The sequence below is a fragment of the Pseudomonas sp. St290 genome, assembly GCF_018325805.1.
Taxonomy (GTDB): domain Bacteria; phylum Pseudomonadota; class Gammaproteobacteria; order Pseudomonadales; family Pseudomonadaceae; genus Aquipseudomonas; species Aquipseudomonas bijieensis.
In genome coordinates this window covers 554,998-577,925 of the sequence record NZ_AP014703.1, presented here as the reverse complement: position 1 = coordinate 577,925, position 22,928 = coordinate 554,998, and the positions used below count along the sequence as shown (strand labels likewise).

Sequence of the window (22,928 nt, the reverse complement as noted above, 5' to 3'; positions counted from 1 at the left end):
TTACTGTGCCTGAATCAACTTGCTTTCCACCACACCGGCGCGACCGGTTTTTTCATCGACAACCTGCAGGTTGTTACGAGCCTTGATGAAACCCACTTTCACTTCCTGCCAGACAAAATAGTTCTTGCCCGCTTCTGTACTGAGCTTGAGTTCTGAATCGTTTTCCGCAGACGACACCAGCGTCTGCTGGCCAGCCGGTACCGATAGCATCAGATACGACTTGGCAACGGTCTGCCCGACAGCTTTACCGTTGAGCGTTACCGGCATTTTCACCCCGGCGCCCATGCTTTCGTTGCGATAAACGTAGATGTTCGCTTTGTCAGGAACGGTCTGGAAGGTTTTCGCCTGAGCATCCTGGGTGTCATCCGCCATTTTTACCGAAGCACACCCCGTGGTCAGCGCGGCGACTGCCAGCAAGGCAGTAAAGGTCAATCGCTTGAACATCCTGTTTCTCCATGATTGGGTAGGTCGAACAATCGGATATCGGCTGAGACGGTGAAAAACTGAAGCAATGTTGGCTTGCTCGGTCACGGGTGGCGCCTGGCAACAGCAAGCCTCAAGCCCAGACAGGTAACCTTCCGTAAAACTTGTAATCCATTTCCCAAGCTGTCATTAGGGCATTGAGTCTCTTATTCATGCGTGCTCAATTAGCCGTCAAAATAAGCAATGCCATGGATAGGGATAAAAATCGTGAAAACAAAACACTCTCTTTGGTCTTACCTGATGAGCCTTTCAACCACTCTAATCATTGGCAGTTATAACTTATTCGCAAACTATACAAACAACCTCTACCCAGCCGAACATGACATTATCGCCATCCCATTCGCAGCAATGATCGGCACCCTGCTCACATTACTACTCCTGCTACTTTTCCAGCATCCTTATCGCTTAAGAAAAGCAAATAACGCGCCCAATACCCTTCTTACCAAATCCGCGAGCGTCCTCGCCACGACCGTAACGGTGATCCTGTTGCTGGAGCACATACTCTATTGGTCAACGCCAAAACATTTGCCAACTTTCTGGATTTTCCTTACCACCCTCTGTTTTTACATTCATTACCAACTTCAACTTTATGGTTTCATCCGCGCCGACATTAACCACTAGGTAACTCCACCTCATCGGTCAACAACGCCACAAACGCCTTCGCCATCGGCGACCGCTGGTCCTTGCGCTGTACCAGCCACACCGCCGACACCGCCGCCGGGTCGAGCAGCGATCGATAGACCACGCCGTCGATACGCATGCGCTGGTATGACGCCGGCAGGACTGAGACACCCAGCCCCGCCGCGACCAGGCCGATGATGGTCATGGCTTCACCGGCCTCTTGGGCGAAGTGTGGGCTGAAGCCGGCGTCGCGGGCCAGGCTCAGGAGTTGCGCGTAGAGGCCGCTGCCGTAGCTGCGAGGGAAGAACACGAAGGGTTCCTGAGCCAGCGCCGAGAGGAACAGGCCCGCTTCGCTGCCCTGGGCCAGGGGATGCTTGGAGCTGAGCACGGCCACCAGCGGTTCGCGGCTGAGTTCGATTTCCTGCAAGGAGTCGGGCAGTGGCAGCGGACGCATGATGCCCACCTCGATCGCTTCGTCTACCAATGCATCCGCGACCTGGGTGCTGCTCATTTCCCGCAGATTCAGATGCACGGCCGGGAAGCGTTGGCGAAACGTGAAGATCGCTTGGGGAATGGTCGAGTTGAACGGCGCCGAGGAAGTGAAGCCGATTTTCAGCTCACCCAACTCGCCTAACTGGGCACGGCGGGCCACGTCAGCCGCCTTATCGACCTGAGCCAGTACCCGTCGCGCCTCTTCGAGGAACAGTCGCCCGGCCTCGCTCAGTTCGACCCGACGATTGGTGCGCTCGAACAGCCGTGCACCGATCTCCTGCTCCAGCGCCTGGATCTGCTGGCTCAAGGGCGGTTGGGAGATGCCCAGGGCCAGGGCCGCGCGGCCAAAATGCAGCTCTTCGGCCACGGCGATGAAGTAACGCAGATGACGCAATTCCATGGGCAATCCAATAGGTCGTAAAACGTCTTAAACAGGTCGAACAATATATTGGATAGAAACATTAGCCGGCTATATGCTTTTTTCATTGCCTGCCTGGCCGTGTTCGTTCGAGGTCCACCGTGAAAACTGCTGTCGCTCCACTGGCCCATGAAATCCCACCTAGTGTGCAGGATGACGTCGTCGCCGAATTGAAGGACATCTACATCGAGAAAGGCACGCCGATGTTCATGCGCACGGTGCTGGCGCTGTTCAGCGGTGGCTTTGCGACCTTCGCCTTGCTGTACTGCGTGCAACCGATGATGCCGCTGCTGTCCAAGGAGTTTTCCATCAACGCGGCGCAGAGCAGCCTGATCCTGTCGGTGGCGACCGGCCTGCTCGCCATCGGTCTGCTGGTCACTGGCCCGATTTCCGACCGCATCGGTCGCAAGCCAGTGATGGTCGCGGCGCTGTTCGCGGCCTCGGTGTGCACGATTGCCAGTGCCATGATGCCGACCTGGCAAGGCGTACTGGTGCTGCGCGCCTTGGTGGGTTTGTCATTGAGCGGGTTGGCAGCGGTGGCGATGACCTACTTGAGCGAAGAGATCCACCCCAAGCACATCGGCCTGGCGATGGGCCTGTACATCGCCGGCAACGCCATCGGCGGCATGTGCGGGCGCCTGATCACCGGGGTCTTGATCGACTTTGTCAGCTGGCACACCGCGATGCTGGTGATCGGTGGCCTGGCCCTGATCGCGGCGGCGGTGTTCTGGAGGATTCTGCCCGAGTCGCGCAACTTCCGCCCGCGCTCGCTACACCCGCGCAGCCTGCTGGACGGTTTCACCATGCACTTTCGCGACGCCGGTCTGCCGCTGCTGTTTCTCGAAGCCTTCGTGTTGATGGGCGCGTTCGTGACGCTGTTCAACTACATCGGCTACCGCTTGCTGGCCGAGCCTTATCATCTGGATCAGGCGTTCGTCGGATTGTTATCGGTGGTGTACCTGTCGGGCATCTACAGCTCGGCGAAAGTCGGTGCACTGGCAGACAAACTCGGTCGGCGCAAAATGCTCTGGGCCACCATCGCCCTGATGCTGGCCGGGCTCGCGCTGACCATGGCCACGCCACTGTGGCTGGTGGTCCTGGGCATGCTGGTGTTCACCTTCGGCTTCTTCGGCGCCCACTCGGTCGCCAGCAGCTGGATCGGCCGCCGCGCCCTCAAAGCCAAGGGCCAGGCATCGTCGCTGTACCTGTTCAGCTACTACGCTGGGTCGAGTGTGGCGGGTACGGCGGGCGGCGTGGCCTGGCACCTGGGCGGGTGGAACGGTATCGGCCTGTTCATCGGTGGCTTGCTGGTGGTGGCGTTGCTGGTGGCGGTGAAACTGGCGAAGTTGCCGTTGTTGCCGGGGAATGTGCAGGTTTAGATCCAAGGCAGGGGCAATAGACACTTTGTGGCGAGGGGATTTATCCCCGCTGGGCTGCGCAGCAGCCCTAAAGCAGTGAACTCAATCTTCCTGGCCCACCGAGTTGCCTGGTGTGGGGGCCGCTTCGCAACCCAGCGGGGATAAATCCCCTCGCCACAGGGCTTGTTTCTTGCTCGGCAGCGCAGCGTCGAAGACGCGGCGGCCACTCTCTCACCACAAAAACCTCATACCCCTGGCCAAAATTGCTGTGTACTCGATCGATCATTGACGTAACACCACGCGCGCCTCCAGCACACGATCACGCGCTTCCAGGGTCAACGACTGCAGTGCCGCGCCCTCCTGCTCACGTTGATCCAACCAATGAAGCAACGAATTGGCATCGCCACTGACGACGAGCCGCAACGAATCGCCGTCGACCTCCATCTCTGCAATGTCCAACCCCGCCGCGCTTGCACTGTCATTGACGCGCACCGACAAGGGTCGTGTCGCGGTGGTCAGATCCCGGGGGGGGTCGGCGCGCTGGATTCGGGCGTGCAGCTCAGCCTGTTGGCGATACTGCCGCTCGGCAACTTCCAGCCGTTGCCGGGTCGGTTGCCAAATCGAGGTGTAGGCCACGACCACCAGCAACAGCCCGGCCAGGCCCAGCAACAATTGTTGCTCACGGCGTGACACCCTCCCCCAGGCCTGGATCAAGCGATTGAAGTTCATCAACTGTTCTCCAGCGTGAGCGTGGCCTGCACTCGGTTGTTCTGTTTGCTGGCACTGCCCAGGGTAACTGGCAGTCCGGTTTGCTGCCCGCGTTCGCGCAGTTGCTCAAGCTCGACGAAGCTGTTGGCGGTCAGCTGGATTTTCCAACCTTCGTCCTCACGAAAATCGACGCGTTGCACTTCGACGTTGCTCGCGCCAATGACCTGCTCCGTCAGACGGACCAGGCGCGCAACCTGGGTGTCCTGACTTTGCCCACGACGACTCTGCAACGCCTGGAACTGCGCCGCCAGGTCGACGATGCGGGTTTGCTCGGGATACAGCGACCTGAATCGCTGCTCGTCCTGGGTGTACAGATAACGAGTTTCGCCTTCAAGAAATCGTATGCGAGCCTCGCTGAACGCCCAGGTGAGCAATAACAATCCCGACGCAGCAACCGCCACGCCACGCCACGGCAAAGGCTGACGACGTCGACGAAACTCGCCCTGCAACAGGTCGATGGGATGTCCGCCAGCGCTGAGCAGCCACTCATCGATACCTTCGCGATCGCGTCCCTCGTCCAGCCAGTGAATGTCCTCGGGCAAGTCAGGCTTGAGCGTCGCCAGGGCCCGGGGCGACAGCGATACCCGCGCCGGCAACGCCCCGCCCAACAGCCAGCGACCGAACCAACGCACGGCAAAAGCCTTGTCATCGGGAAGCAGGTCGGCATCGACATGCATCGCACGTACATCGAAGCCTTGCGCGGCCAGCAACGCCAGCAATGCCTGGAACCGGCTTCGCTCGGTCACCATCAGCGGGTAGCGCTGCTGACGATCCCGCGCGCCGACGCTGATGTGCAACGTCTCCAGATTTTCACTCAACTGTTCTTCGATGGCGAATGCTAGGGCCTGGGGTCGCGGCTGGCGCCGTGACGGCCACGGATCGCTGCGCAGCCAGCTGCACATTTCCATCGGCAACAGCACGTCGACGACTCGCCCGTGCAACTCGCGGGCGGCTTCATGCAAGGGCAGGCAACGTCGTTCGCCCGTGGGCGACCACACACAACACGGCCAGTTGGCGCAAAGCGCCTCCATACCGTCGGCCGTCAGGTAAAGCCAGGTTTTCATCTAAGGGTGCTCGCTGAGGCTGATGGGTAAAAAACGACGCTGAGTCACTGTCCAGCGTCCGCTAACGGGATCTCGCTCAATGTCCGAGGCCAGGCGCAGACGGCTGCCGGCACGGGCCACGCTCACGGTGATTCGAAACCAGCGGCTACTCACGCCCAGGCCATGGCTGCCAATGCCCAACCCGGACAACAGCGGGTCATTGGTAAAAGCCTGCACGCTGGCGTATGGCGCGTGGCGGCGCTGGTTGATCAACGTTTTGGCCGGCCCATCCTCCATACCGTCCAGGCTCATCAACACTGGCAGCGGGGCGGTATTGATATTCAACAGGGCCTCCCTGGGTAGCAATACCACCCAAGGCTCCAGGCGCCGCAGCGTCTGGCCGTCGATGCCCGGCAACAGACGCAGTTGACTCAACTCCTGCACCGAGCCGACCTGGGGCAATGCCTGCGCGGGTAAATCCAGCAACGCCAACAATCGCGTCCAACGACCGAGCGTGACTTGATCGGTTTGACCCTGGGCCAGCAGCGCGTTGAGGTTCAGGCGCCCGGCCAGATCCTCTATATCGATGTGAACCTCGGCGTCTTCCATTTCGAATGCAGGTTTGAGCCGGGCCCAATCCTGGCTCAGGTCTACCGGCCCGGACGAAGTGATCGCGCTATCTTCCAACACTGCCTGCGCCCAGGCTTCAGCGGCCAACCCCAACTGACGCAGCTGGACCTGCTGCAACTGCTGCGCGCTGCTCTGCAACAGCAGGCGATGACTGCGCAACAGGCCGGCGGTGAGCAGCAGCGCCAGGCTCAGGACCAACAGCACACTGATCAGCGCCACGCCCCGTTGTCGCTTCACGGCAACGCCCCAGGCAACAGCAGCACGCGACGGATCTGCTGGAAACGCCCCGTGGAAATCACCAGTTCCAGCGCCAGTGGCGCGTTGCCGCGCACGGTTTCGCCGTGCCAGCCCCGCTGCGCGTCGAACACACGCCAGCTCAGGCTACGTACGTCCTCGAGCAATTTCTGCTGTTGCACGCTGACCGGCCCTTCACCACGACTGTCGCGCCACAACACCGCTCCCTCGAGTCGATAGTTCACCGTTTGCCGCTCGCTGCGTGGCTGGTCCAGTGGATTGGCCCAATGGCTGCGCTGCAATTGCAGGCGCCCTGACGCGAGCCCGATGGAACCGGCAACGGCCTGCCACACATCCCGTTCGATCACCCCCACCGCACGTTGCAAGACCCTGACTTCACGCTCATGTTGACCGGTGCCCTGCTGGGTACGCACGACACTGTCGAACAGGCGCCAACTGGCCAGGCCAAGCAGGGCAAAAATGGCGATAGCGATGACCAGCTCCAACAAGGTGAAGCCCGACTGTCTATTCATGACGGTTGCGGATCCATCCGGTGGTGCGGTGCACGGCAGCTGGGCTGCCGGCCCGGCTGACCTGGATCTCGACCTGGAGCAGACGCGGGTCGCGGGCCGGGGCGACACGCTGGTGCAAGAGCCAATCGCGCTGATCCAGGCGTCGGGCCAGGCCCTGTGCGCCAAGTGGCGTAGCGCCTTGCAGACGGAGCTCGCTGAGTTGGTTGTCCGCTAGCCAGGCGCCGAACAGACGATCCTCGAGCCCGGCGCTTTGCTTGAGCACGAACTGGCTGGCCGACAGCACCGCAGCCGCCAACGTGGCGAAAATCGCCAGCGCGACCATGATTTCCAACAGCGTGAATCCCTGGCAATCGGCGGCCAGCCTGCGAGCGTCAGCCATCGATCAGCGGCTCCGCCAAGCCATCACTCACGACCTGGGAAATCGTCTGGCCGGCAACTTTGACGAACAATCTGAACGGACTGATCTCATCACTGCTGAGCATCAGCAACTGTGGCGGGCCTTGGGCATCATCGAGCGCCAGGACATGGCCGTCCTGCTCCAGTCCAAACGTCAGGCTTTCAGGCAGCCGATGCGACGCCGACACCGCTGTCCACCCCAGGGACTCGAGGCGCAACGCCTGATAGCCGCGAGGCTGTACGCGCACCCCATACTCCAGCCCATCCAACACCGCGCGTTCGCGCAACTGCTGCACCACACGGATGAAGTCCTGGGCTTGCTGCCGGGCCTCACGCGCCGGGCTCGGACCGAGAGCCAGACTGACCATGCCCATCACGACTCCGATCAACACAATGACGACCATCAGTTCCAGCAAGGTGAAGCCCCGAGAATGACCGCCCATGTTCACTCGGCCCAATTGCCGATATCGGCGGCGAAGCCCTCGCCGCCCGGCGCGCCATCGGCGCCCAGCGAGTACAGGTCATAGCCGCCATCGAGTGACTTGAGGCCAGGGTTGAGAAACTGGTAGGGCGTGCCCCAGGGATCGACCGGCAGGCTTTTCAAATAACCCTGAGGGTTCCAGTTCTTTGCCACGGGCGTACCGGCCGGACGCTTGCTCAGCGCCTCCAGGCCTTGCTGGGTCGAAGGGTAATGAGCGTTGTCGAGACGGTACATTTCCAGGGCCGTGGCTATCGCCTGGATATCGGTGCGCGCGGCGGTGACCTTGGCTTGGTCGGGCCGGCTCATGAACTGCGGCACGACGATGGCGCCGAGGATGCCGATGATGACCACCACCACCATGATTTCGATCAGGGTGAAGCCGCGCTGAGGACGTGCCGGTCGGTTGCTGTGGAGTTTCATGGGTCAATTCACCAATTGGTTGAGGCTCAAGATAGGAAGCAGAATGGCCATGACGATCAGCAGCACGACGCCGCCCATCAGCACCAACATGGCCGGTTCGAAAAGGCTCACCACCAGCGCGATGCGCGCTGCGAGGCTGGCCTCCTGTTGTTCGGCGGCGCGGGCCAACATGCTGTCGAGTTCGCCGGCACGTTCGCCGCTGGCAATCATGTGCAGCATCAGCGGCGGGATATCCCCGCCGAGCTCCAGGCCACGGGTCAGGGTCCCGCCCTCGCGCACCGAACGAGCGACGTCGGCCATGCGTGCGCGAATGGTCAGGTTGCCGATCACCTGCGCGGCGATGTGCAAGGCGTCCACCAAAGGCACCGAACTCTTGCTCAGGATCGCCAGGGTGCTGGCGAAGCGGGCCGCTTCCATCGCCCGCAGCACCTCACCCAACAACGGCAACCTGAGCAACAAGCGATGCCAACGCAGACGCCACGACGGCTGGCGCAGGCTCCAGCGCCACAGCCCGAGCAGCCCGGCCAGGGCCCCGAGCAGCAGCAGGCCGTAGCGACGCAAGCCGTCGCTCACCGCGATCAGCGCCTGGGTCAGCCAAGGCAACGGCTGGCCACTGTCGACGAAAATCTTCACCACATCCGGCACCACGTAGCCCAACAGGAACGCGACAATCGCGACACAGGCCAACATCAGGATCAGCGGGTACACCAACGCCAGTTGAATGCGCTGGCGCGATGCCTGGCGCGCCTGGGTGTAGGTCGCCAGTTGCTCCAGCACCTGACCCAAATGGCCGGATTGCTCACCAGCGGCAACGGTGGCGCAAAACAGCTCGGGGAAGGCCTGGGGAAATGCCCTCAGCGCCGTCGCCAAGGCGTGGCCTTCCATCACCCGGCTGCGCACCGCCGACAGCAAGTGGACGACTCGCCGCTTCTGGCTCTGTTGCGCCACGGCCCCCAAGGCTTCCTCAAGGGGCAGGCCGGCCTGGATCAAGGTGGAAAGCTGCAACGTCAGCAACGCCAGGTCAGCCGGGCTCAAACGTCCCCCCGAAGGCCGGAAGCCGATGGTTCGCGACTCCCCGGCTTCACGCAACTCGCTGGGCAGCAAGCCGCGCTCGCGCAACAACTGACGGGCATGCCGGGGGCTGTCGCTTTCCACACGGCCCTTGCAGCGGCGGCCCTGGGCATCTTCGGCCCGGTAGTCGAAGGTCGGCATGGCGCTAATCCTCCTGAGTGATGCGCAGCAGTTCATCGACGCTGGTCAGGCCTTCGAGAACCCGCTGGCGCCCGTCCTGGAACAGACTGCGGGAGCTCTTGCGCGCCTCAGAGGCCAACGCCTGCTCGGTGGCCCCCTGATGAATCAACTGCGACAACGCAGCACTGACGTTCACCAGTTCGTAAATGCCGATGCGCCCGCGATAACCTTTCTGGCATTGATCGCAGCCCTGGGCCTTGAACAGCCGTGGCGCGGCACCGGCCTCAAGGCCCAGGCGCAGACAAGTGGCGGCGTCGGCCACATAAGGTGTCTTGCAGCATGGGCACAAGGTGCGCAACAAGCGCTGGGCGACGATGCCGGCCAGGGACGAGGCCAGCAGATAGGCATCCACCCCCATGTCCATCAGCCGCGTGACCGCGCCGACGGCGGTATTAGTGTGCAGGGTCGAGAGCACCAGGTGCCCGGTCAGGGACGCCTGGACGGCGATTTCGGCGGTCTCGCGGTCACGGATTTCACCGACCATCACCACGTCCGGATCCTGGCGCAAAATAGCCCGCAGGCCGCGAGCAAAGGTCATGTCGACTTTCGGATTGACCGGCATCTGGCCGATGCCCGGCAGGTGATATTCGATCGGATCTTCGACGGTGAGGATGTTGCGGCTCTGGTCATTGATGCTGCTCAACGCCGCGTACAGGCTGGTGGTTTTGCCCGAGCCCGTGGGCCCGGTGACCAACACGATGCCGTGGGGTTTGCCGAGCAATTGGCGCAACCCGGCCAGGGTGTCGTCGGGCAGGCCCAGGCGTTGCAGGTCCAGGCGTCCGGCCTGCTTGTCGAGCAGACGCAACACCACGCGCTCGCCATGGGCCGACGGCAAGGTCGAGACCCGCACATCGACTTCGTGCCCGGCCAGCCGCAAGGCCATTCGCCCGTCCTGGGGCACGCGCTTTTCGGCGATATCCAAACGGGCCATGACCTTGATCCGCGACACCAGCAGGTTCGCCAGCTCCCGGCGCGGACGGAGCATTTCCTGCAACTGACCGTCGATGCGCATGCGCACCGACAGGTATTGCTCGAACGTTTCCAGGTGCACGTCCGAGGCGTGTTCGCGGACCGCCTCGCTGAGCAGGGCATTGATCAGCCGGATGATCGGCGCATCACCTTGTTGCTCCAGCAAGTCGGTGGTCTGCGGCATCTGGTCGGCCAGGCTGAGCAGGTCCAGCTCCTCGTCCAGGCCCTGGGCCACCTGCTCGGCGGCACTCTGGCCCTGGCGATAGACGTTGGCCAGGCGCGCGGCGAACGACGCCGGCTCCAGCACCTGGATGGGCAAATCCCGACCGCACAGGCGCCGTACTTCCGCCACGGCGGTCAGGGGCGTGTCACCGCGCATCACCAGGGTCAAGGTCGGCCCCGTGCCTTCGAGCAGCACGCCGAAACGCCTGGCGAAGCCAAAGGGCAACGGGGCCTGTGGGTCCGTCACAGGGCCCCCGAACGCTGTTGCGGATCGGCCGTGTCCGTGGATGAGTCGAACAACTGGCGGGCATCCCGGGGCAACAACAGCGAGTTGTTTTTCCGCGAGCCCGGTTTGCTCAGGTCCCGGAGCGCGTCGTAGCGTTGGCGGCTGACCTCGGCCAGGTCTTCGTTGCTGCGCACAATGGTCGGGCGCAGGAACACCATCAGGTTGCTTTTGGTCTGGGTGTCGCGGTTCCAGCGAAACAACGCGCCCAGGTACGGAATACTGCGCAGCAAAGGAACACCGCTTTGCTGGGTGCGGACGCTGTCGCGGATCAGCCCGCCGATCACGATGATCTCACCATCGTCCGCCAGGATCGTGCTCTTCAAGGCGCGCTTGTTGGTGATCAGGTCAGAGGAATCCACACCGGAGACCGATGGCGCGATGTCCGAGACTTCCTGCTCCACTTCCAGGCGCAAGGTCGAGCCCTCATTGATGTAGGGCTTGACCTTGAGGCTGATGCCGACGTCCTTGCGCTCCACGGTGGTGAACGGATTGTCCGCACCGTTGCCGCTGGTGGCGTAGGAACCCGTTTTGAACGGGACGTTCTGGCCGACGATGATTTCCGCTTCCTGGTTATCCAGGGTCAGCAGGCTGGGGGTGGACAGCAGGTTGCTGTGGGCATTGCTCGCCAGTGCCGAGACCAGCGCACTGAAGCGATCGCTGCCCAGGCGCAGGAACGCGCCTTCGGTCTTTTTATCGAGCTTATTGAGGTCCAACCCGATGATCGGGATGTCGGTTCCCGGAAAATTGATGGCCCCTGTCGCGCTGCCGCTCTCCAGCCCCCACTGCACCCCCAGCGCTTCGGAAATATCGCCGGTGACCTCGACGATGGCCGCATGAATGAGCACCTGAGCCCGGGGTTGGTCCAATTCACGGACGATGTTCTCGATGATGCGAACCTGAGCAGGTTCGGCGATCAGCACGAGGGCATTCTGGCTTTCATCGGCCTTGATCATGAACGGGCTGGCGGCGGCAGTTTCCCGCAAGCCGGTCAGTGCTGGCGTGGTTTTCTTATCCTGGCCGACAGCCTCCAGCACCTCGGCCAGTTGCTTGGCATCGCTATGGCGCAGGCGGATAACCCGGGCGTTGTCCTGAGAGGCGGCGGCCGGGACGTCGAGGGTCCGGGCCAGATCGACCAGGCGCTGGCGCACCGCCGGCGCGCCGATGATCACCAACCGATTGCTACGGGTATCGGCGATCACCAGGCCCGCCGTATCGCCATCGCGCTTACCGCCAGAGGTTTCCATCAACGGCGCGATATCCCCAGCCTGGGCATGCCGCAACCGCACCACCACATGATTGCGGTTGCGCCCTGAGTCCAGCTGTCGAACCACGTCGGCGATGCGCTGGACATTGGCGGCGGTGTCGGTAACCACCAAGGCATTGGACGATACCGAAGGGCCGACGTAACCATTGCCCGACACCAGGGGCCGGATCAACCCGGCGACGTCGGCGGCGATACTCGATTGCAGGTCGAGGACCCGGGTGACGAACTGCGACGGCGTGGCGCTTTTGGCATCGGCGATTCCGGCCCGCGTCTTGGCATCGCTGACCGGGGTAATGAGGATCCGCTCGCCTTCGTCGATCACGGTGAAGTTATGTGCATCGAGTACCGAATAGAACAACCGACGCACACCCTCGCGGTCCAGCGCCTGGCGGGACATGACTGTAATGCGCCCTGACACCCGGGGATCGAGCACCACGGTCTTGCCCAGGATCGCGGAGAATTCCTCGACCACGTCGCGCAGTTCCGCATTGTTCATCGCCAGTTGCCATTGGGCCTCCTCGGCCCGCAGCGCACTGGGGAACATCAGCGGGCAGGCCGCGGCAAGGCAGAACAGGACGCATGACACACGGCCTCGGATAAAGCTGTTCATGATTCGATCACTCTGATTGCCCGGCCACCGGGCGTAGGTATTGCGAGGAATGAAGCGTGGCATGGCGCCCGTCTTCGAGATCCAGCCGGCGCAGCAAGGGCTTGACCGCTTGCTGCAAGGCCAACCGCTCTTCACGGCCGTTGCGCCACAACGTCACATGGCTGGCCTCGACCCGGCGCAGCACGCTGCCACCGGGCAAGCGCTCGCCCACCTGGTAAATGCGCGGGCCGGCGGCATCCGCCAGCAATGCCCGCGACAAGCCTTCGCCGGCGACAAAACTGGCCTGCAACGTAATCGGTTCGGCGCTTGGCGCCTGGGCACCTTCAGGCGCCAGGCCGAGCACGGTCGCCACGGCTTGGACGTTGGGCAAGTCGCGAGCCGGCGCCGCCGGCGAGTCCACCACCACTGGCACGTCACGGCCCAATGCATGGCGAAAACGCCATTCCTGCCCGGCCAGCAATACCCCGTAGAGCAGCGGCACGAGCACCAGCACCAGCCTCGGCAGACGGCTGTCGACCCGAAACGACAGGCTCACCGTTGCACTCGCTCAAGCGTGCCCGCAGGCTTGGCAAAGGACATTCGCCGCACCACTCTGCGCCCGGAAAACTCATGCCAGAGCACCGCGCACAGGTGCAGCGCGACGAGTATCGAAAGCACCACGCAAGACAGGGTGTGGACGGTGTTGGCCAGCTCGATCAACGTCGGATCAGCCAATGGCTGGGGGAAGCGAACAAGGCCGAAGACACTGATGGCGCTTTTCATCATCAGCACGCCGGTCACCAGCACGACGCCGATGACCAGGTAGATCAGCGCATGCACCGCCGAGGCCAGCCTCTTGCTCCCTGAAAGCGCCGTCCCGCGCGGCTCCAGTTCGTAAAAAAACAGCCAGGCCCGCCACACGAAAAACGGAATGAACAGCGTGGTCAGCGACACATTGAGTGACCCAACCCACTGTTCGGTCGAAGCTGGCACCGGATTGAACGCCACATAAAAACCGGACGCCAACGCCCATAAGATAATGACCGCCGACAGCCAGTGCAGCAGCACCCGGCGCCTGGAGTAATGGATAGACATCACTGCGCACTCGTCTGAAGGCCCCAGGCAACCCGTGTGGATCGCCTGGGACCATGCCTGTCAGGACTTACAGCTTGTCCCAGGCGCTTTGCCAGGAGGCACCGACACCCGGTTCGAAACCGTTCGCCGTCGGGCTGTACTGTTTGCAGTAGCCAGACGCAGGGAACGGCTTGCACTCGAAGACTTCGTCAGTCTTGGGCTGCAGCACTTTCGTGCCTACGGTGTAGTCGCTGATGCCTTCCGGGAACACGAAGTCGTACTCGATGCCGGCGCCTTCGCCAGTCAGGGTGACGGCTTGGGTATCCTGGCGAGTGGTGCGTCCGTCTTCGGTGGTCCCCACCAGCGTCAGGGTGTGGGCGCCGGGGGCGCTGCGCACATCCAGGTTCAGGCCGGTGCTGCCTTCACCCACAGTCTGGCTCACGGCACCGACCTGTTTGTTCTTCTCATCGAACAGCGTGGCTTCAAGGTTCATCCGGCGGTTTGCCTGCGCAGTGAACGCCATGCTGATCCGACCTTTGTCGAGGACGTACTCTGGTTGCAGGGAGGAAATCTCCATGCTGGCGCTGGCGTCTTCCTGCATGTCCAGTTGCACTTCATAGCGATTCACACCGCTTTCTTTCTGGGCGTACAGGCTGTTGGCGCCCTTGACCGGCGTGATATTGCCCTCATCATCACGAATACCGGCACGAATCAGGGCATGGGCGTTGTTGATGGCTTCGGCCAGTTTGAACGACCAGTTCTCAGCCTTGCCTTCCTCGGCGTTGTCGATGCTGATTTCTACGCTGTACTGGGCATTTTCGCCGGTGGCGGTGAATGCCCGGGCCTTGACCTTGTCACCCACCAGCAACTGGGTCGATGGCGCAATGCTGCCCACCGCCGACCAGCCGCCCGGCAACGCGGCTTCGGCGAGGATGTTCACATCGACCGGGTCGTAGAACGCGTTATCGGTGTCGCCTACTGTCCAGACGGCCAGGATGACGTGATGACCCGACTTGCTGTCAGGAATGACGCAGTTATGCGGGGCACCGCCTACCGGCACTTGATTGCCACCCTCCACCGTACAGAACGGCGCGCTATCGAACGAGGCACGCTTGAGCGCTTCGTTCGGGTTCCAACCGTCGCGGGTAATGAAGTATTCGTGTTTGGTCGCCGGGTGCGCGGCGGAGTATTGCCATTGAAAGGTAATGTCCCGGTCCCTGATTTCAGTCAGGTGCCAGCGCGAAGCCGATTGCGCATCGAGGGCAGAGAAGCGGGCAATGCCGCCACTGGCGATTTTACCGTCGATAGGGCCTTGCAGCGGCGCACCACCTGCACCATTCGGGAAGCCCTTGAAGGTTTCACCGGTACTCTGCGGTTCGTATTGCGCGCCACCGCACTGTTGGTTGACACCTTTCTGGCACAACAGCGCACGGGAAGGCGGCACTTCGACGAAACCGTGGGCAAACACACCCTGGGACGCCACCATCGCCGACAACAGAACTAACGACGAAGCACACCCCGTTAACACACTGTTCTTCTTGAAGTTGTTGTTCATATAAATTCCAGACTACTCATCGAGATTGAAAAGACGTATCACCGTCATCTTGAAAGGTGCGCTGGGTCGTTCAGCGCTGAACCTGACAAGCGCCGAACCTTATAGAAAGTTGAATATTTCCTATGTAGGAAAAATCTCTCAAAACAGAAGGAATGATCTCTGAAGCCATTTCTATTACATAGTTCGAGAAACTTCTTACGAATAGAAATAACTATCAAACAAACACAAACAGATACTTCACACAAAACAACTAACGAGTTTCACATTGAGCCGAATAAACAACCGGGCAAAAAAAAGCCTGTCCGGCACGGGTCCGGACAGGCTGGGTGACACAGGGTGGCGATTACGGGTGATATTGCGCCGACAACTCATGTACCGCCCGCAGGAAGGCACCGGCGTGTTCCGGGTCGACTTCCGGGGTAATGCCATGGCCGAGGTTGAACACATGGCCGCTGCCGCTGCCGTAGCTGGCCAGGATGCGTCCGACTTCAGCGCGAATCGCTTCGGGCTTGGCGTAAAGCACGGTCGGGTCCATGTTGCCTTGCAGGGCGACCTTGTGACCGACACGCTCGCGGGCGTTGCCAATGTCGCAGGTCCAGTCCAGGCCCAGGGCGTCGGCGCCGGCATCGGCGATGCTTTCCAGCCACAGGCCGCCGTTCTTGGTGAACAGGATCACCGGGACTTTACGACCTTCATGCTCGCGGATCAGGCCACTGACGATCTTGCGCATGTAGGCCAGGGAAAACTCCTGGTACGCTGCCGCCGACAGGTTGCCGCCCCAGGTGTCGAAGATCTGCACCGCTTGCGCACCGGCCAGGATCTGGCCGTTGAGGTAGGACGTGACCGACTGGGCCAGCTTGTCCAGCAACAGGTGCATGGCTTGCGGGTTGTCGTAGAGCATCGCCTTGGTCTTGCGGAAGTCCTTCGACGAACCGCCTTCGACCATGTAGGTGGCCAGGGTCCAAGGGCTGCCGGAGAAACCGATCAGCGGCACGCGACCGTTGAGTTCACGGCGAATGGTGCTGACCGCGTCCATGACGTAACCCAGGTCCTTCTGCGGATCGGGAATCGGCAGGGCCTCGATATCAGCCAGGGTGCTGATGACTTTCTTGAAGCGCGGACCTTCGCCGGTCTCGAAGTACAGGCCCTGGCCCATGGCATCGGGAATGGTCAGGATGTCGGAGAACAGGATCGCCGCGTCCAGCTGCGGATAGCGATCCAGCGGTTGCATGGTCACTTCGCAAGCGAACTGGGGGTTCATGCACAGGCTCATGAAGTCACCGGCCTTGGCGCGGCTGGCGCGGTACTCCGGCAGATAGCGACCGGCCTGGCGCATCATCCATACGGGGGTGACGTCCACGGGTTGCTTGAGCAGGGCGCGAAGGAAACGGTCGTTCTTCAGGGCAGTCATGTCGGCATCCGGAAAAAAAGTGCGGGCATTTTCTCAGAGCGCGACGCAAAAGGCACGGCAAGAGCCGTGCCTTTTATCTATCGGGGCAATTTGTCGCGGTGCAACTCGATCTGCTTAACACTGCAAAATGACTGTGGGAGGCATTTTTGTGGGAGCAAGGCTTGCCCGCGATGAAAACACTGCGGTCTCCTGGGTACCGAGGCGCCTGAATCGCGAGCAAGCTTTGCTCCCACAAAGCTCGCTCCCACAGGGTTACTGCATTGCAACTCTGGATCGAGGTCAGACTTGCAGGTAATCCAGAATCCCTTCCGCCGCATTGCGGCCTTCGAAGATCGCTGTCACCACCAGGTCGGAACCCCGGACCATGTCGCCACCGGCGAAGATCTTCGGGTTGCTGGTCTGGTGCTTGTACTGGCCCTGTTCCGGGGCCACGACGCGGCCCTGGCTGTCGGTCTGGATGCTGAACTGCTCGAACCACGGTGCCGGGCTCGGGCGGAAGCCGAAGGCGATGACCACGGCATCGGCCGGGATGATCTCTTCGGAACCGGGGATCGGCTCGGGGCTGCGGCGGCCACGGGCGTCCGGTTCGCCGAGACGGGTCTCGACCACCTTCACGCCTTCGACCTTGTCTTCACCGACAATGGCGATCGGCTGGCGGTTGTAGAGGAACTTCACGCCTTCTTCCTTGGCGTTCTTCACCTCTTTGCGCGAGCCGGGCATGTTCGCTTCGTCACGACGGTAGGCGCAGGTCACCGACTTGGCGCCCTGGCGAATCGAGGTGCGGTTGCAGTCCATCGCCGTGTCGCCACCGCCGAGCACCACGACCTTCTTGCCTTTCATGTCGACGAAATCTTCCGGCGACTTTTCAAAGCCCAGGTTGCGGTTGACGTTGGCGATCAGGAAGTCGAGCGCGTCGTAGACGCCCGGCAAGTCCTCGCCGGCAAAACCGCCCTTCATGTAGGTGTAGGTGCCCATACCCATGAATACCGCATCGTATTCTTCGAGCAGTTGCTCCATGGTCACGTCCTTGCCCACCTCGGTGTTCAGGCGGAACTCGATGCCCATGCCAGTGAAGACTTCGCGACGATTGCTCAGCACAGTCTTTTCCAGCTTGAACTCGGGGATACCGAAGGTCAGCAGGCCGCCAATTTCCGGGTTCTTGTCGAACACCACCGGGGTCACGCCGCCACGTACCAACACGTCGGCACAGCCCAGGCCCGCCGGGCCGGCACCGATGATCGCCACGCGCTTGCCGGTCGGCTTGACCTTGGACATGTCCGGACGCCAGCCCATGGCGAATGCGGTGTCGGTGATGTACTTCTCCACCGAACCGATGGTCACCGCGCCAAAACCGTCGTTGAGGGTGCACGCACCTTCGCACAGGCGATCCTGCGGGCACACCCGACCGCAGACTTCCGGCAGGGTGTTGGTCTGGTGGGACAGCTCGGCGGCCTGGAGGATGTTGCCCTCGGCCACCAGTTTCAGCCAGTTGGGAATGAAGTTGTGCACCGGGCACTTCCATTCGCAATATGGGTTACCGCAGCCCAGGCAGCGGTGGGCCTGGTCGGCCGACTGCTGGGGTTTGAAAGGCTCGTAGATTTCCACGAACTCTTTCTTGCGTTGACGCAACAGTTTCTTCTTCGGATCCTTGCGCCCGACATCGATGAACTGGAAGTCGTTATTCAGACGTTCAGCCATTGTTAAAACCTCATCAAACTCTTCAGGCGCATATCACTGCGGGTTGGCACGAGTGCTGGAAAGCAACGATTTCAGGTTGGCAGCCTTAGGCTTGACCAGCCAGAAACGGCGCAAGTAGTCATCGAGGTTCTCGGCGAGTTCACGACCCCACTCGCTATCGGTTTCCGCGACGTACTCATTCAGCACGTTTTGCAGGTGGCTGCGATAGGCTTCCATCGCCTCGCCGCTGATCCGCTGGATTTCCACCAGTTCGTGGTTGACCCGGTCAACGAAAGTGTTGTCCTGGTCGAGCACGTAGGCGAAACCGCCGGTCATGCCAGAGCCGAAGTTATAACCAGTCTTGCCCAGCACGCAGACAAAACCACCGGTCATGTACTCGCAGCAGTGATCGCCGGTGCCTTCCACCACAGTGTGGGCCCCGGAGTTACGCACGGCAAAACGCTCGCCCGCGGTGCCGGCGGCGAACAGCTTGCCGCCCGTGGCGCCGTAGAGGCAGGTGTTGCCGATGATGGCACTGTCCTGGGTCTTGTAGACGCTGCCCTTGGGCGGAACGATGACCAGCTTGCCGCCGGTCATGCCCTTGCCCACGTAGTCGTTGGCATCGCCTTCCAGGTACATGTTCAGGCCACCGGCGTTCCAGACGCCGAAGCTCTGGCCTGCGGTGCCCTTGAAACGGAAGGTGATCGGCGCCTTGGCCATGCCCTGGTTGCCGTGCTTGCGCGCGATTTCACCGGAGATCCGCGCACCGATGGAACGGTCGCAGTTGCAGATATTCAGCTCGAACTCGGCACCGCTCAGGTCGTTGATTGCCGCAGCGGCCATGTCGACCATCTTCTCGGCCAGCTCACCCTTGTCGAATGGCGGGTTGCGGTCGACCTGGCAGAACTGTGGCTTGTCCGCCGGGATGAGATCGCTGCCCAGCAACGGGGTCAGGTCCAGGTGATGCTGTTTGGCGGTCTGGCCTTCGATCACTTCCAGCAGATCGGTACGGCCGATCAGCTCTTCAAGCGAGCGCACGCCCAGCTTCGCCAGCCACTCACGGGTCTCTTCAGCCACGTAGGTGAAGAAATTCACCACCATGTCGACGGTGCCGATGTAATGGTCCTTGCGCAGCTTGTCATTCTGGGTCGCCACGCCGGTGGCGCAGTTGTTCAGGTGGCAGATGCGCAGGTATTTGCAGCCCAGGGCGATCATCGGCGCGGTGCCGAAGCCGAAACTCTCGGCGCCGAGGATGGCGGCCTTGATCACGTCCAGGCCGGTTTTCAGGCCACCGTCGGTCTGCACCCGGACCTTGCCGCGCAAATCGTTGCCGCGCAGGGTCTGGTGAGTTTCGGCCAGGCCCAGTTCCCACGGCGCACCGGCGTACTTGATCGAGGTCAGCGGCGATGCACCGGTGCCGCCGTCGTAGCCGGAGATGGTGATCAGGTCGGCATAGGCCTTGGCCACGCCGGCCGCAATGGTGCCAACGCCGGCTTCCGCCACCAGTTTCACCGAGACCAGCGCCTTGGGGTTCACCTGCTTGAGGTCGAAGATCAGTTGCGACAAGTCTTCGATCGAGTAGATGTCGTGGTGCGGTGGCGGCGAGATCAGAGTCACGCCAGGGACCGCGTAGCGCAGCTTGGCGATCAGGCCGTTGACCTTGCCGCCGGGCAGCTGGCCGCCTTCGCCGGGCTTGGCGCCTTGGGCAACCTTGATCTGCAGCACTTCAGCGTTGACCAGGTATTCCGGTGTCACACCGAAGCGGCCGGTCGCCACCTGCTTGATTTTCGAGCTCTTGATGGTGCCGTAGCGCGCCGGGTCTTCGCCGCCTTCGCCGGAGTTGGAACGCGCGCCGAGGCGGTTCATGGCTTCGGCCAGGGCTTCGTGGGCTTCCGGGGACAAGGCGCCCAGGGAAATACCGGCCGAATCGAAGCGCTTGAGCACCGATTCCAGCGGCTCTATTTCACTGATGTCCAACGGCGTGTCGAGGGTCTTGACCTTGAGCAGGTCGCGAATCATCGACACCGGACGGTTGTCCACCAGCGAGGTGTATTCCTTGAACTTGCTGTAGTCGCCCTGCTGCACGGCGGCTTGCAAGGTGTTGACGACGTCCGGGTTGTAGGCGTGGTATTCGCCACCATGGACGAACTTCAGCAAACCGCCCTGCTGGATCGGCTTGCGCGGGCTCCAGGCTTCGGCGGCCAGGGCTTTCTGTTCGGCTTCGATGTCGACGAAACGCGCACCCTTGATGCGGCTCGGCACGCCACGGAAGCTCAGCTCGCAGACTTCTTCGGACAGGCCGATGGCCTCGAACAGTTGCGCGCCACGGTACGAGGCGATGGTCGAGATACCCATCTTCGACAGGATCTTGAGCAGGCCCTTGGTGATGCCCTTGCGGTAGTTCTTGAACACCTCATAGAGGTCGCCCAGCACTTCACCGGTGCGGATCAGGTCGCCCAGCACTTCATAGGCCAGGAACGGATACACCGCCGAGGCACCGAAACCGATCAGCACCGCGAAGTGATGCGGATCGCGGGCGGTGGCGGTCTCTACCAGGATATTGGAGTCGCAGCGCAGGCCTTTTTCGGTCAGGCGATGGTGCACCGCGCCGGTGGCCAGCGAGGCATGGATCGGCAGCTTGCCTGGGGCGATATGACGGTCGCTGAGCACGATCTGCGTGCGCCCGGCGCGCGCGGCTTCTTCAGCCTGATCGGCGACGTTGCGGATCGCCGCTTCCAGGCCGACGCTTTCGTCGTAGTTCAGGTCGATGACCTGGCGAGCGAAGCCCGGGCGGTCGAGATTGGTCAACGAGCGCCACTTGGCCGGGGAAATGACCGGCGAGCTGAGGATCACCCGCGAGGCGTGTTCCGGCGACTCCTGGAAAATGTTGCGCTCGGCACCGAGGCAGATTTCCAGGGACATCACGATCGCTTCGCGCAGCGGGTCGATCGGTGGGTTGGTCACCTGGGCGAACTGCTGGCGGAAATAGTCGTATGGCGTGCGCACGCGCTGCGACAGCACGGCCATCGGCGTGTCGTCACCCATGGAGCCGACCGCTTCGTAGCCCTGTTCGCCCAGCGGACGCAGCACCTGGTCACGCTCTTCGAACGTCACCTGGTACATCTTCATGTACTGCTTGAGCTGGTCGACGTCGTAGAACGCCGAGCCGTGGTCGTTGTCTTCCATGGTCGCCTGGATGCGCAGGGCATTCTTGCGCAGCCATTGCTTGTATGGATGACGGGACTTGAGGCGGTTGTCGATGGCGTCGGTGTCGAGGATCTGGCCGGTCTCGGTGTCCACGGCAAAGATCTGGCCCGGGCCCACGCGCCCCTTGGCAATGACGTCTTCAGGCTGATAGTTCCAGACACCGATTTCCGACGCCAGGGTGATGAACCCGTTGGTAGTGGTGACCCAACGCGCCGGACGCAGACCGTTACGGTCCAGCAGGCACACAGCGTAGCGACCGTCGGTCATGACGATACCGGCCGGGCCATCCCACGGCTCCATGTGCATGGAGTTGTATTCGTAGAAGGCGCGCAAGTCCGGGTCCATGGTCTCGACGTTCTGCCACGCCGGCGGCACCAGCATGCGCACGCCGCGGAACAGGTCGATACCACCGGTCACCATCAGTTCCAGCATGTTGTCCATGCTCGAGGAGTCCGAGCCCACGCGGTTGACCAGCGGGCCGAGTTCTTCGAGGTCCGGCATCAGGTCGTTGGCAAACTTGGTGCGACGGGCCACGGCCCAGTTGCGGTTGCCGGTGATGGTGTTGATCTCGCCGTTGTGGGCGAGGAAGCGGAATGGCTGGGCCAGCGGCCATTTCGGCAGGGTGTTGGTGGAGAAGCGCTGGTGGAACACGCAGATCGCGGTTTTCAGGCGCTCGTCGCTCAGGTCCGGATAGAAGGCGGTGAGGTCCGCCGGCATCATCAGGCCTTTGTAGATGATGGTCTTGTGGGAAAAGCTGCAGATGTAGTGATCGGTGTCGGCGGCATTGGCCACGGACGAACGACGACGGGAGCTGAACAGCTTGATCGACATATCCTGGTCGCTCAGGCCTTCGCCGGCGATGAACACCTGTTCGATCTGCGGCAGGCGCTCAAGCGCCAGGCGGCCGAGGACACTGGTGTCGATCGGCACTTTGCGCCAGCCGACCAGTTGCAGGCCGGCGGCCAGGATCTCGCGATTCATGTTTTCGCGAGCCGCTTGGGCCTTCACCGGATCCTGGTTGAAAAACACCATGCCCACGGCGTACTGCTTGGGCAGGGTCACGCCAAACGTTTCCTGGGCTACGGCACGCAGGAACTCGTCGGGCTTTTGAATCAGCAAGCCACAACCGTCGCCGGTCTTGCCGTCGGCGTTGATCCCACCACGGTGGGTCATGCAGGTCAGGGCCTCAATGGCCGTTTGCAAAAGGGTGTGGCTGGGCTCGCCCTGCATATGAGCTATCAGGCCGAAACCGCAGTTATCCTTGAATTCATCTGGTTGGTACAGACCTGCTTTCATAGACACTTTCTCACCAGGCTGCCTCTAATCGAGGCAAATTTCTTTTCAATTCAACCAGTTGCATGCCGCGCCGAACGTACGCCAGCTTTGCGGGGGCAAAAGGGAGGTCATTGTACACACCGACACAGAGGCTCACAAATTTGACGACGAACTGTCGCAAATCCATGTCGCATTTGTGAAAGGTTTAAAGCTATATGCTGTGCTAGTCAAAACTTTTTTGGGTTCGACCGCTACGACTCAAACACTACTG

20 protein-coding genes are annotated in these 22,928 nt (G+C 61.7%); 2 read left to right on the top strand and 18 right to left on the bottom strand.

Translation table 11 applies throughout. The features are described from left to right. Positions 1 to 531 (bottom strand): DUF2846 domain-containing protein, encoded by a 531-nt coding sequence (locus tag PBDP_RS02460; RefSeq protein ID WP_249411832.1) that lies wholly within the window; start codon positions 529 to 531, stop codon positions 1 to 3. A 159-nt stretch (positions 532 to 690) separates the two neighbouring features. Between PBDP_RS02460 and PBDP_RS02455 the strand changes: the two genes are divergently transcribed. Then, positions 691 to 1,104, top strand: a complete 414-nt coding sequence (locus PBDP_RS02455; protein WP_146206836.1) for a hypothetical protein — start codon at positions 691 to 693, stop codon at positions 1,102 to 1,104. Here the strand turns inward: PBDP_RS02455 and PBDP_RS02450 are convergent. Beyond that, the gene (locus PBDP_RS02450; RefSeq protein WP_116834001.1) at positions 1,094 to 1,996 is read right to left on the bottom strand and encodes a LysR family transcriptional regulator; all 903 of its coding nucleotides are present in this window, start codon (positions 1,994 to 1,996) and stop codon (positions 1,094 to 1,096) included. The two genes, PBDP_RS02455 and PBDP_RS02450, sit on opposite strands and share 11 nt — an antisense overlap. 140 nt (positions 1,997 to 2,136) lie before the next feature. Between PBDP_RS02450 and PBDP_RS02445 the strand changes: the two genes are divergently transcribed. Then, on the top strand, positions 2,137 to 3,393 hold the full coding sequence (locus PBDP_RS02445) for an MFS transporter (protein WP_414479211.1): 1,257 nt from the start codon (positions 2,137 to 2,139) through the stop codon (positions 3,391 to 3,393). Positions 3,394 to 3,654: 261 nt separating this feature from the next. On the opposite strand, the gene PBDP_RS02440 is transcribed toward PBDP_RS02445, so the two are convergent. The 16 genes from PBDP_RS02440 to gltB all read right to left on the bottom strand — a co-directional run bounded on the left by PBDP_RS02440 (position 3,655) and on the right by gltB (position 22,678). Next, positions 3,655 to 4,101, bottom strand: coding sequence for a type II secretion system protein M (locus PBDP_RS02440; RefSeq protein ID WP_109752058.1), 447 nt, complete (start codon positions 4,099 to 4,101; stop codon positions 3,655 to 3,657). Beyond that, on the bottom strand, positions 4,101 to 5,204 hold the full coding sequence (gene gspL / locus PBDP_RS02435) for a type II secretion system protein GspL (protein ID WP_109752057.1): 1,104 nt from the start codon (positions 5,202 to 5,204) through the stop codon (positions 4,101 to 4,103). Before gspL ends, PBDP_RS02440 begins: the two co-directional genes overlap by 1 nt. Further along, positions 5,205 to 6,050, bottom strand: a complete 846-nt coding sequence (locus tag PBDP_RS02430; RefSeq protein WP_109752056.1) for a type II secretion system protein GspK — start codon at positions 6,048 to 6,050, stop codon at positions 5,205 to 5,207. Then, on the bottom strand, positions 6,047 to 6,580 hold the full coding sequence (locus PBDP_RS02425; RefSeq protein ID WP_109752055.1) for a type II secretion system protein GspJ: 534 nt from the start codon (positions 6,578 to 6,580) through the stop codon (positions 6,047 to 6,049). Before PBDP_RS02425 ends, PBDP_RS02430 begins: the two co-directional genes overlap by 4 nt. Next, entirely contained in the window at positions 6,573 to 6,959 is a 387-nt protein-coding gene (gspI, locus tag PBDP_RS02420; RefSeq protein WP_109752054.1) for a type II secretion system minor pseudopilin GspI, read from the bottom strand. Before gspI ends, PBDP_RS02425 begins: the two co-directional genes overlap by 8 nt. Beyond that, entirely contained in the window at positions 6,952 to 7,419 is a 468-nt protein-coding gene (gspH, locus tag PBDP_RS02415; RefSeq protein ID WP_109752053.1) for a type II secretion system minor pseudopilin GspH, read from the bottom strand. The genes gspI and gspH overlap by 8 nt, the downstream gene beginning before the upstream one ends. Positions 7,420 to 7,421: 2 nt before the next feature. Next, entirely contained in the window at positions 7,422 to 7,877 is a 456-nt protein-coding gene (gene gspG, locus PBDP_RS02410; RefSeq protein ID WP_109752052.1) for a type II secretion system major pseudopilin GspG, read from the bottom strand. A gap of 3 nt (positions 7,878 to 7,880) precedes the next feature. Then, positions 7,881 to 9,089 (bottom strand): type II secretion system inner membrane protein GspF, encoded by a 1,209-nt coding sequence (gene gspF / locus PBDP_RS02405; protein WP_109752051.1) that lies wholly within the window; start codon positions 9,087 to 9,089, stop codon positions 7,881 to 7,883. Positions 9,090 to 9,093: 4 nt separating this feature from the next. Further along, positions 9,094 to 10,566, bottom strand: a complete 1,473-nt coding sequence (gene gspE, locus PBDP_RS02400) for a type II secretion system ATPase GspE (RefSeq protein WP_109752050.1) — start codon at positions 10,564 to 10,566, stop codon at positions 9,094 to 9,096. Further along, positions 10,563 to 12,479 carry a type II secretion system secretin GspD gene (gene gspD / locus PBDP_RS02395; protein ID WP_212801772.1) on the bottom strand — a complete coding sequence of 639 codons (1,917 nt, stop codon included), beginning with the start codon at positions 12,477 to 12,479 and terminating at the stop codon, positions 10,563 to 10,565. The genes gspE and gspD overlap by 4 nt, the downstream gene beginning before the upstream one ends. Before the next feature lie 7 nt (positions 12,480 to 12,486). Beyond that, positions 12,487 to 13,014, bottom strand: coding sequence for a type II secretion system protein N (locus PBDP_RS02390; RefSeq protein WP_116833992.1), 528 nt, complete (start codon positions 13,012 to 13,014; stop codon positions 12,487 to 12,489). Then, complete coding sequence (locus PBDP_RS02385; RefSeq protein WP_212801771.1) at positions 13,011 to 13,553, bottom strand: cytochrome b; 543 nt, start codon at positions 13,551 to 13,553, stop codon at positions 13,011 to 13,013. The genes PBDP_RS02390 and PBDP_RS02385 overlap by 4 nt, the downstream gene beginning before the upstream one ends. A 67-nt stretch (positions 13,554 to 13,620) precedes the next feature. After that, on the bottom strand, positions 13,621 to 15,087 hold the full coding sequence (gene gbpA / locus PBDP_RS02380) for an N-acetylglucosamine-binding protein GbpA (protein ID WP_212801770.1): 1,467 nt from the start codon (positions 15,085 to 15,087) through the stop codon (positions 13,621 to 13,623). A gap of 343 nt (positions 15,088 to 15,430) precedes the next feature. Further along, the gene (gene hemE, locus PBDP_RS02375; protein ID WP_212801769.1) at positions 15,431 to 16,498 is read right to left on the bottom strand and encodes a uroporphyrinogen decarboxylase; all 1,068 of its coding nucleotides are present in this window, start codon (positions 16,496 to 16,498) and stop codon (positions 15,431 to 15,433) included. A gap of 279 nt (positions 16,499 to 16,777) precedes the next feature. Beyond that, positions 16,778 to 18,196 (bottom strand): glutamate synthase small subunit GltD family protein, encoded by a 1,419-nt coding sequence (locus PBDP_RS02370; protein WP_003196992.1) that lies wholly within the window; start codon positions 18,194 to 18,196, stop codon positions 16,778 to 16,780. A 33-nt stretch (positions 18,197 to 18,229) separates the two neighbouring features. Then, positions 18,230 to 22,678 (bottom strand): glutamate synthase large subunit, encoded by a 4,449-nt coding sequence (gene gltB, locus PBDP_RS02365; RefSeq protein ID WP_212801768.1) that lies wholly within the window; start codon positions 22,676 to 22,678, stop codon positions 18,230 to 18,232. Between the last annotated feature and the right edge of the window lie 250 nt (positions 22,679 to 22,928).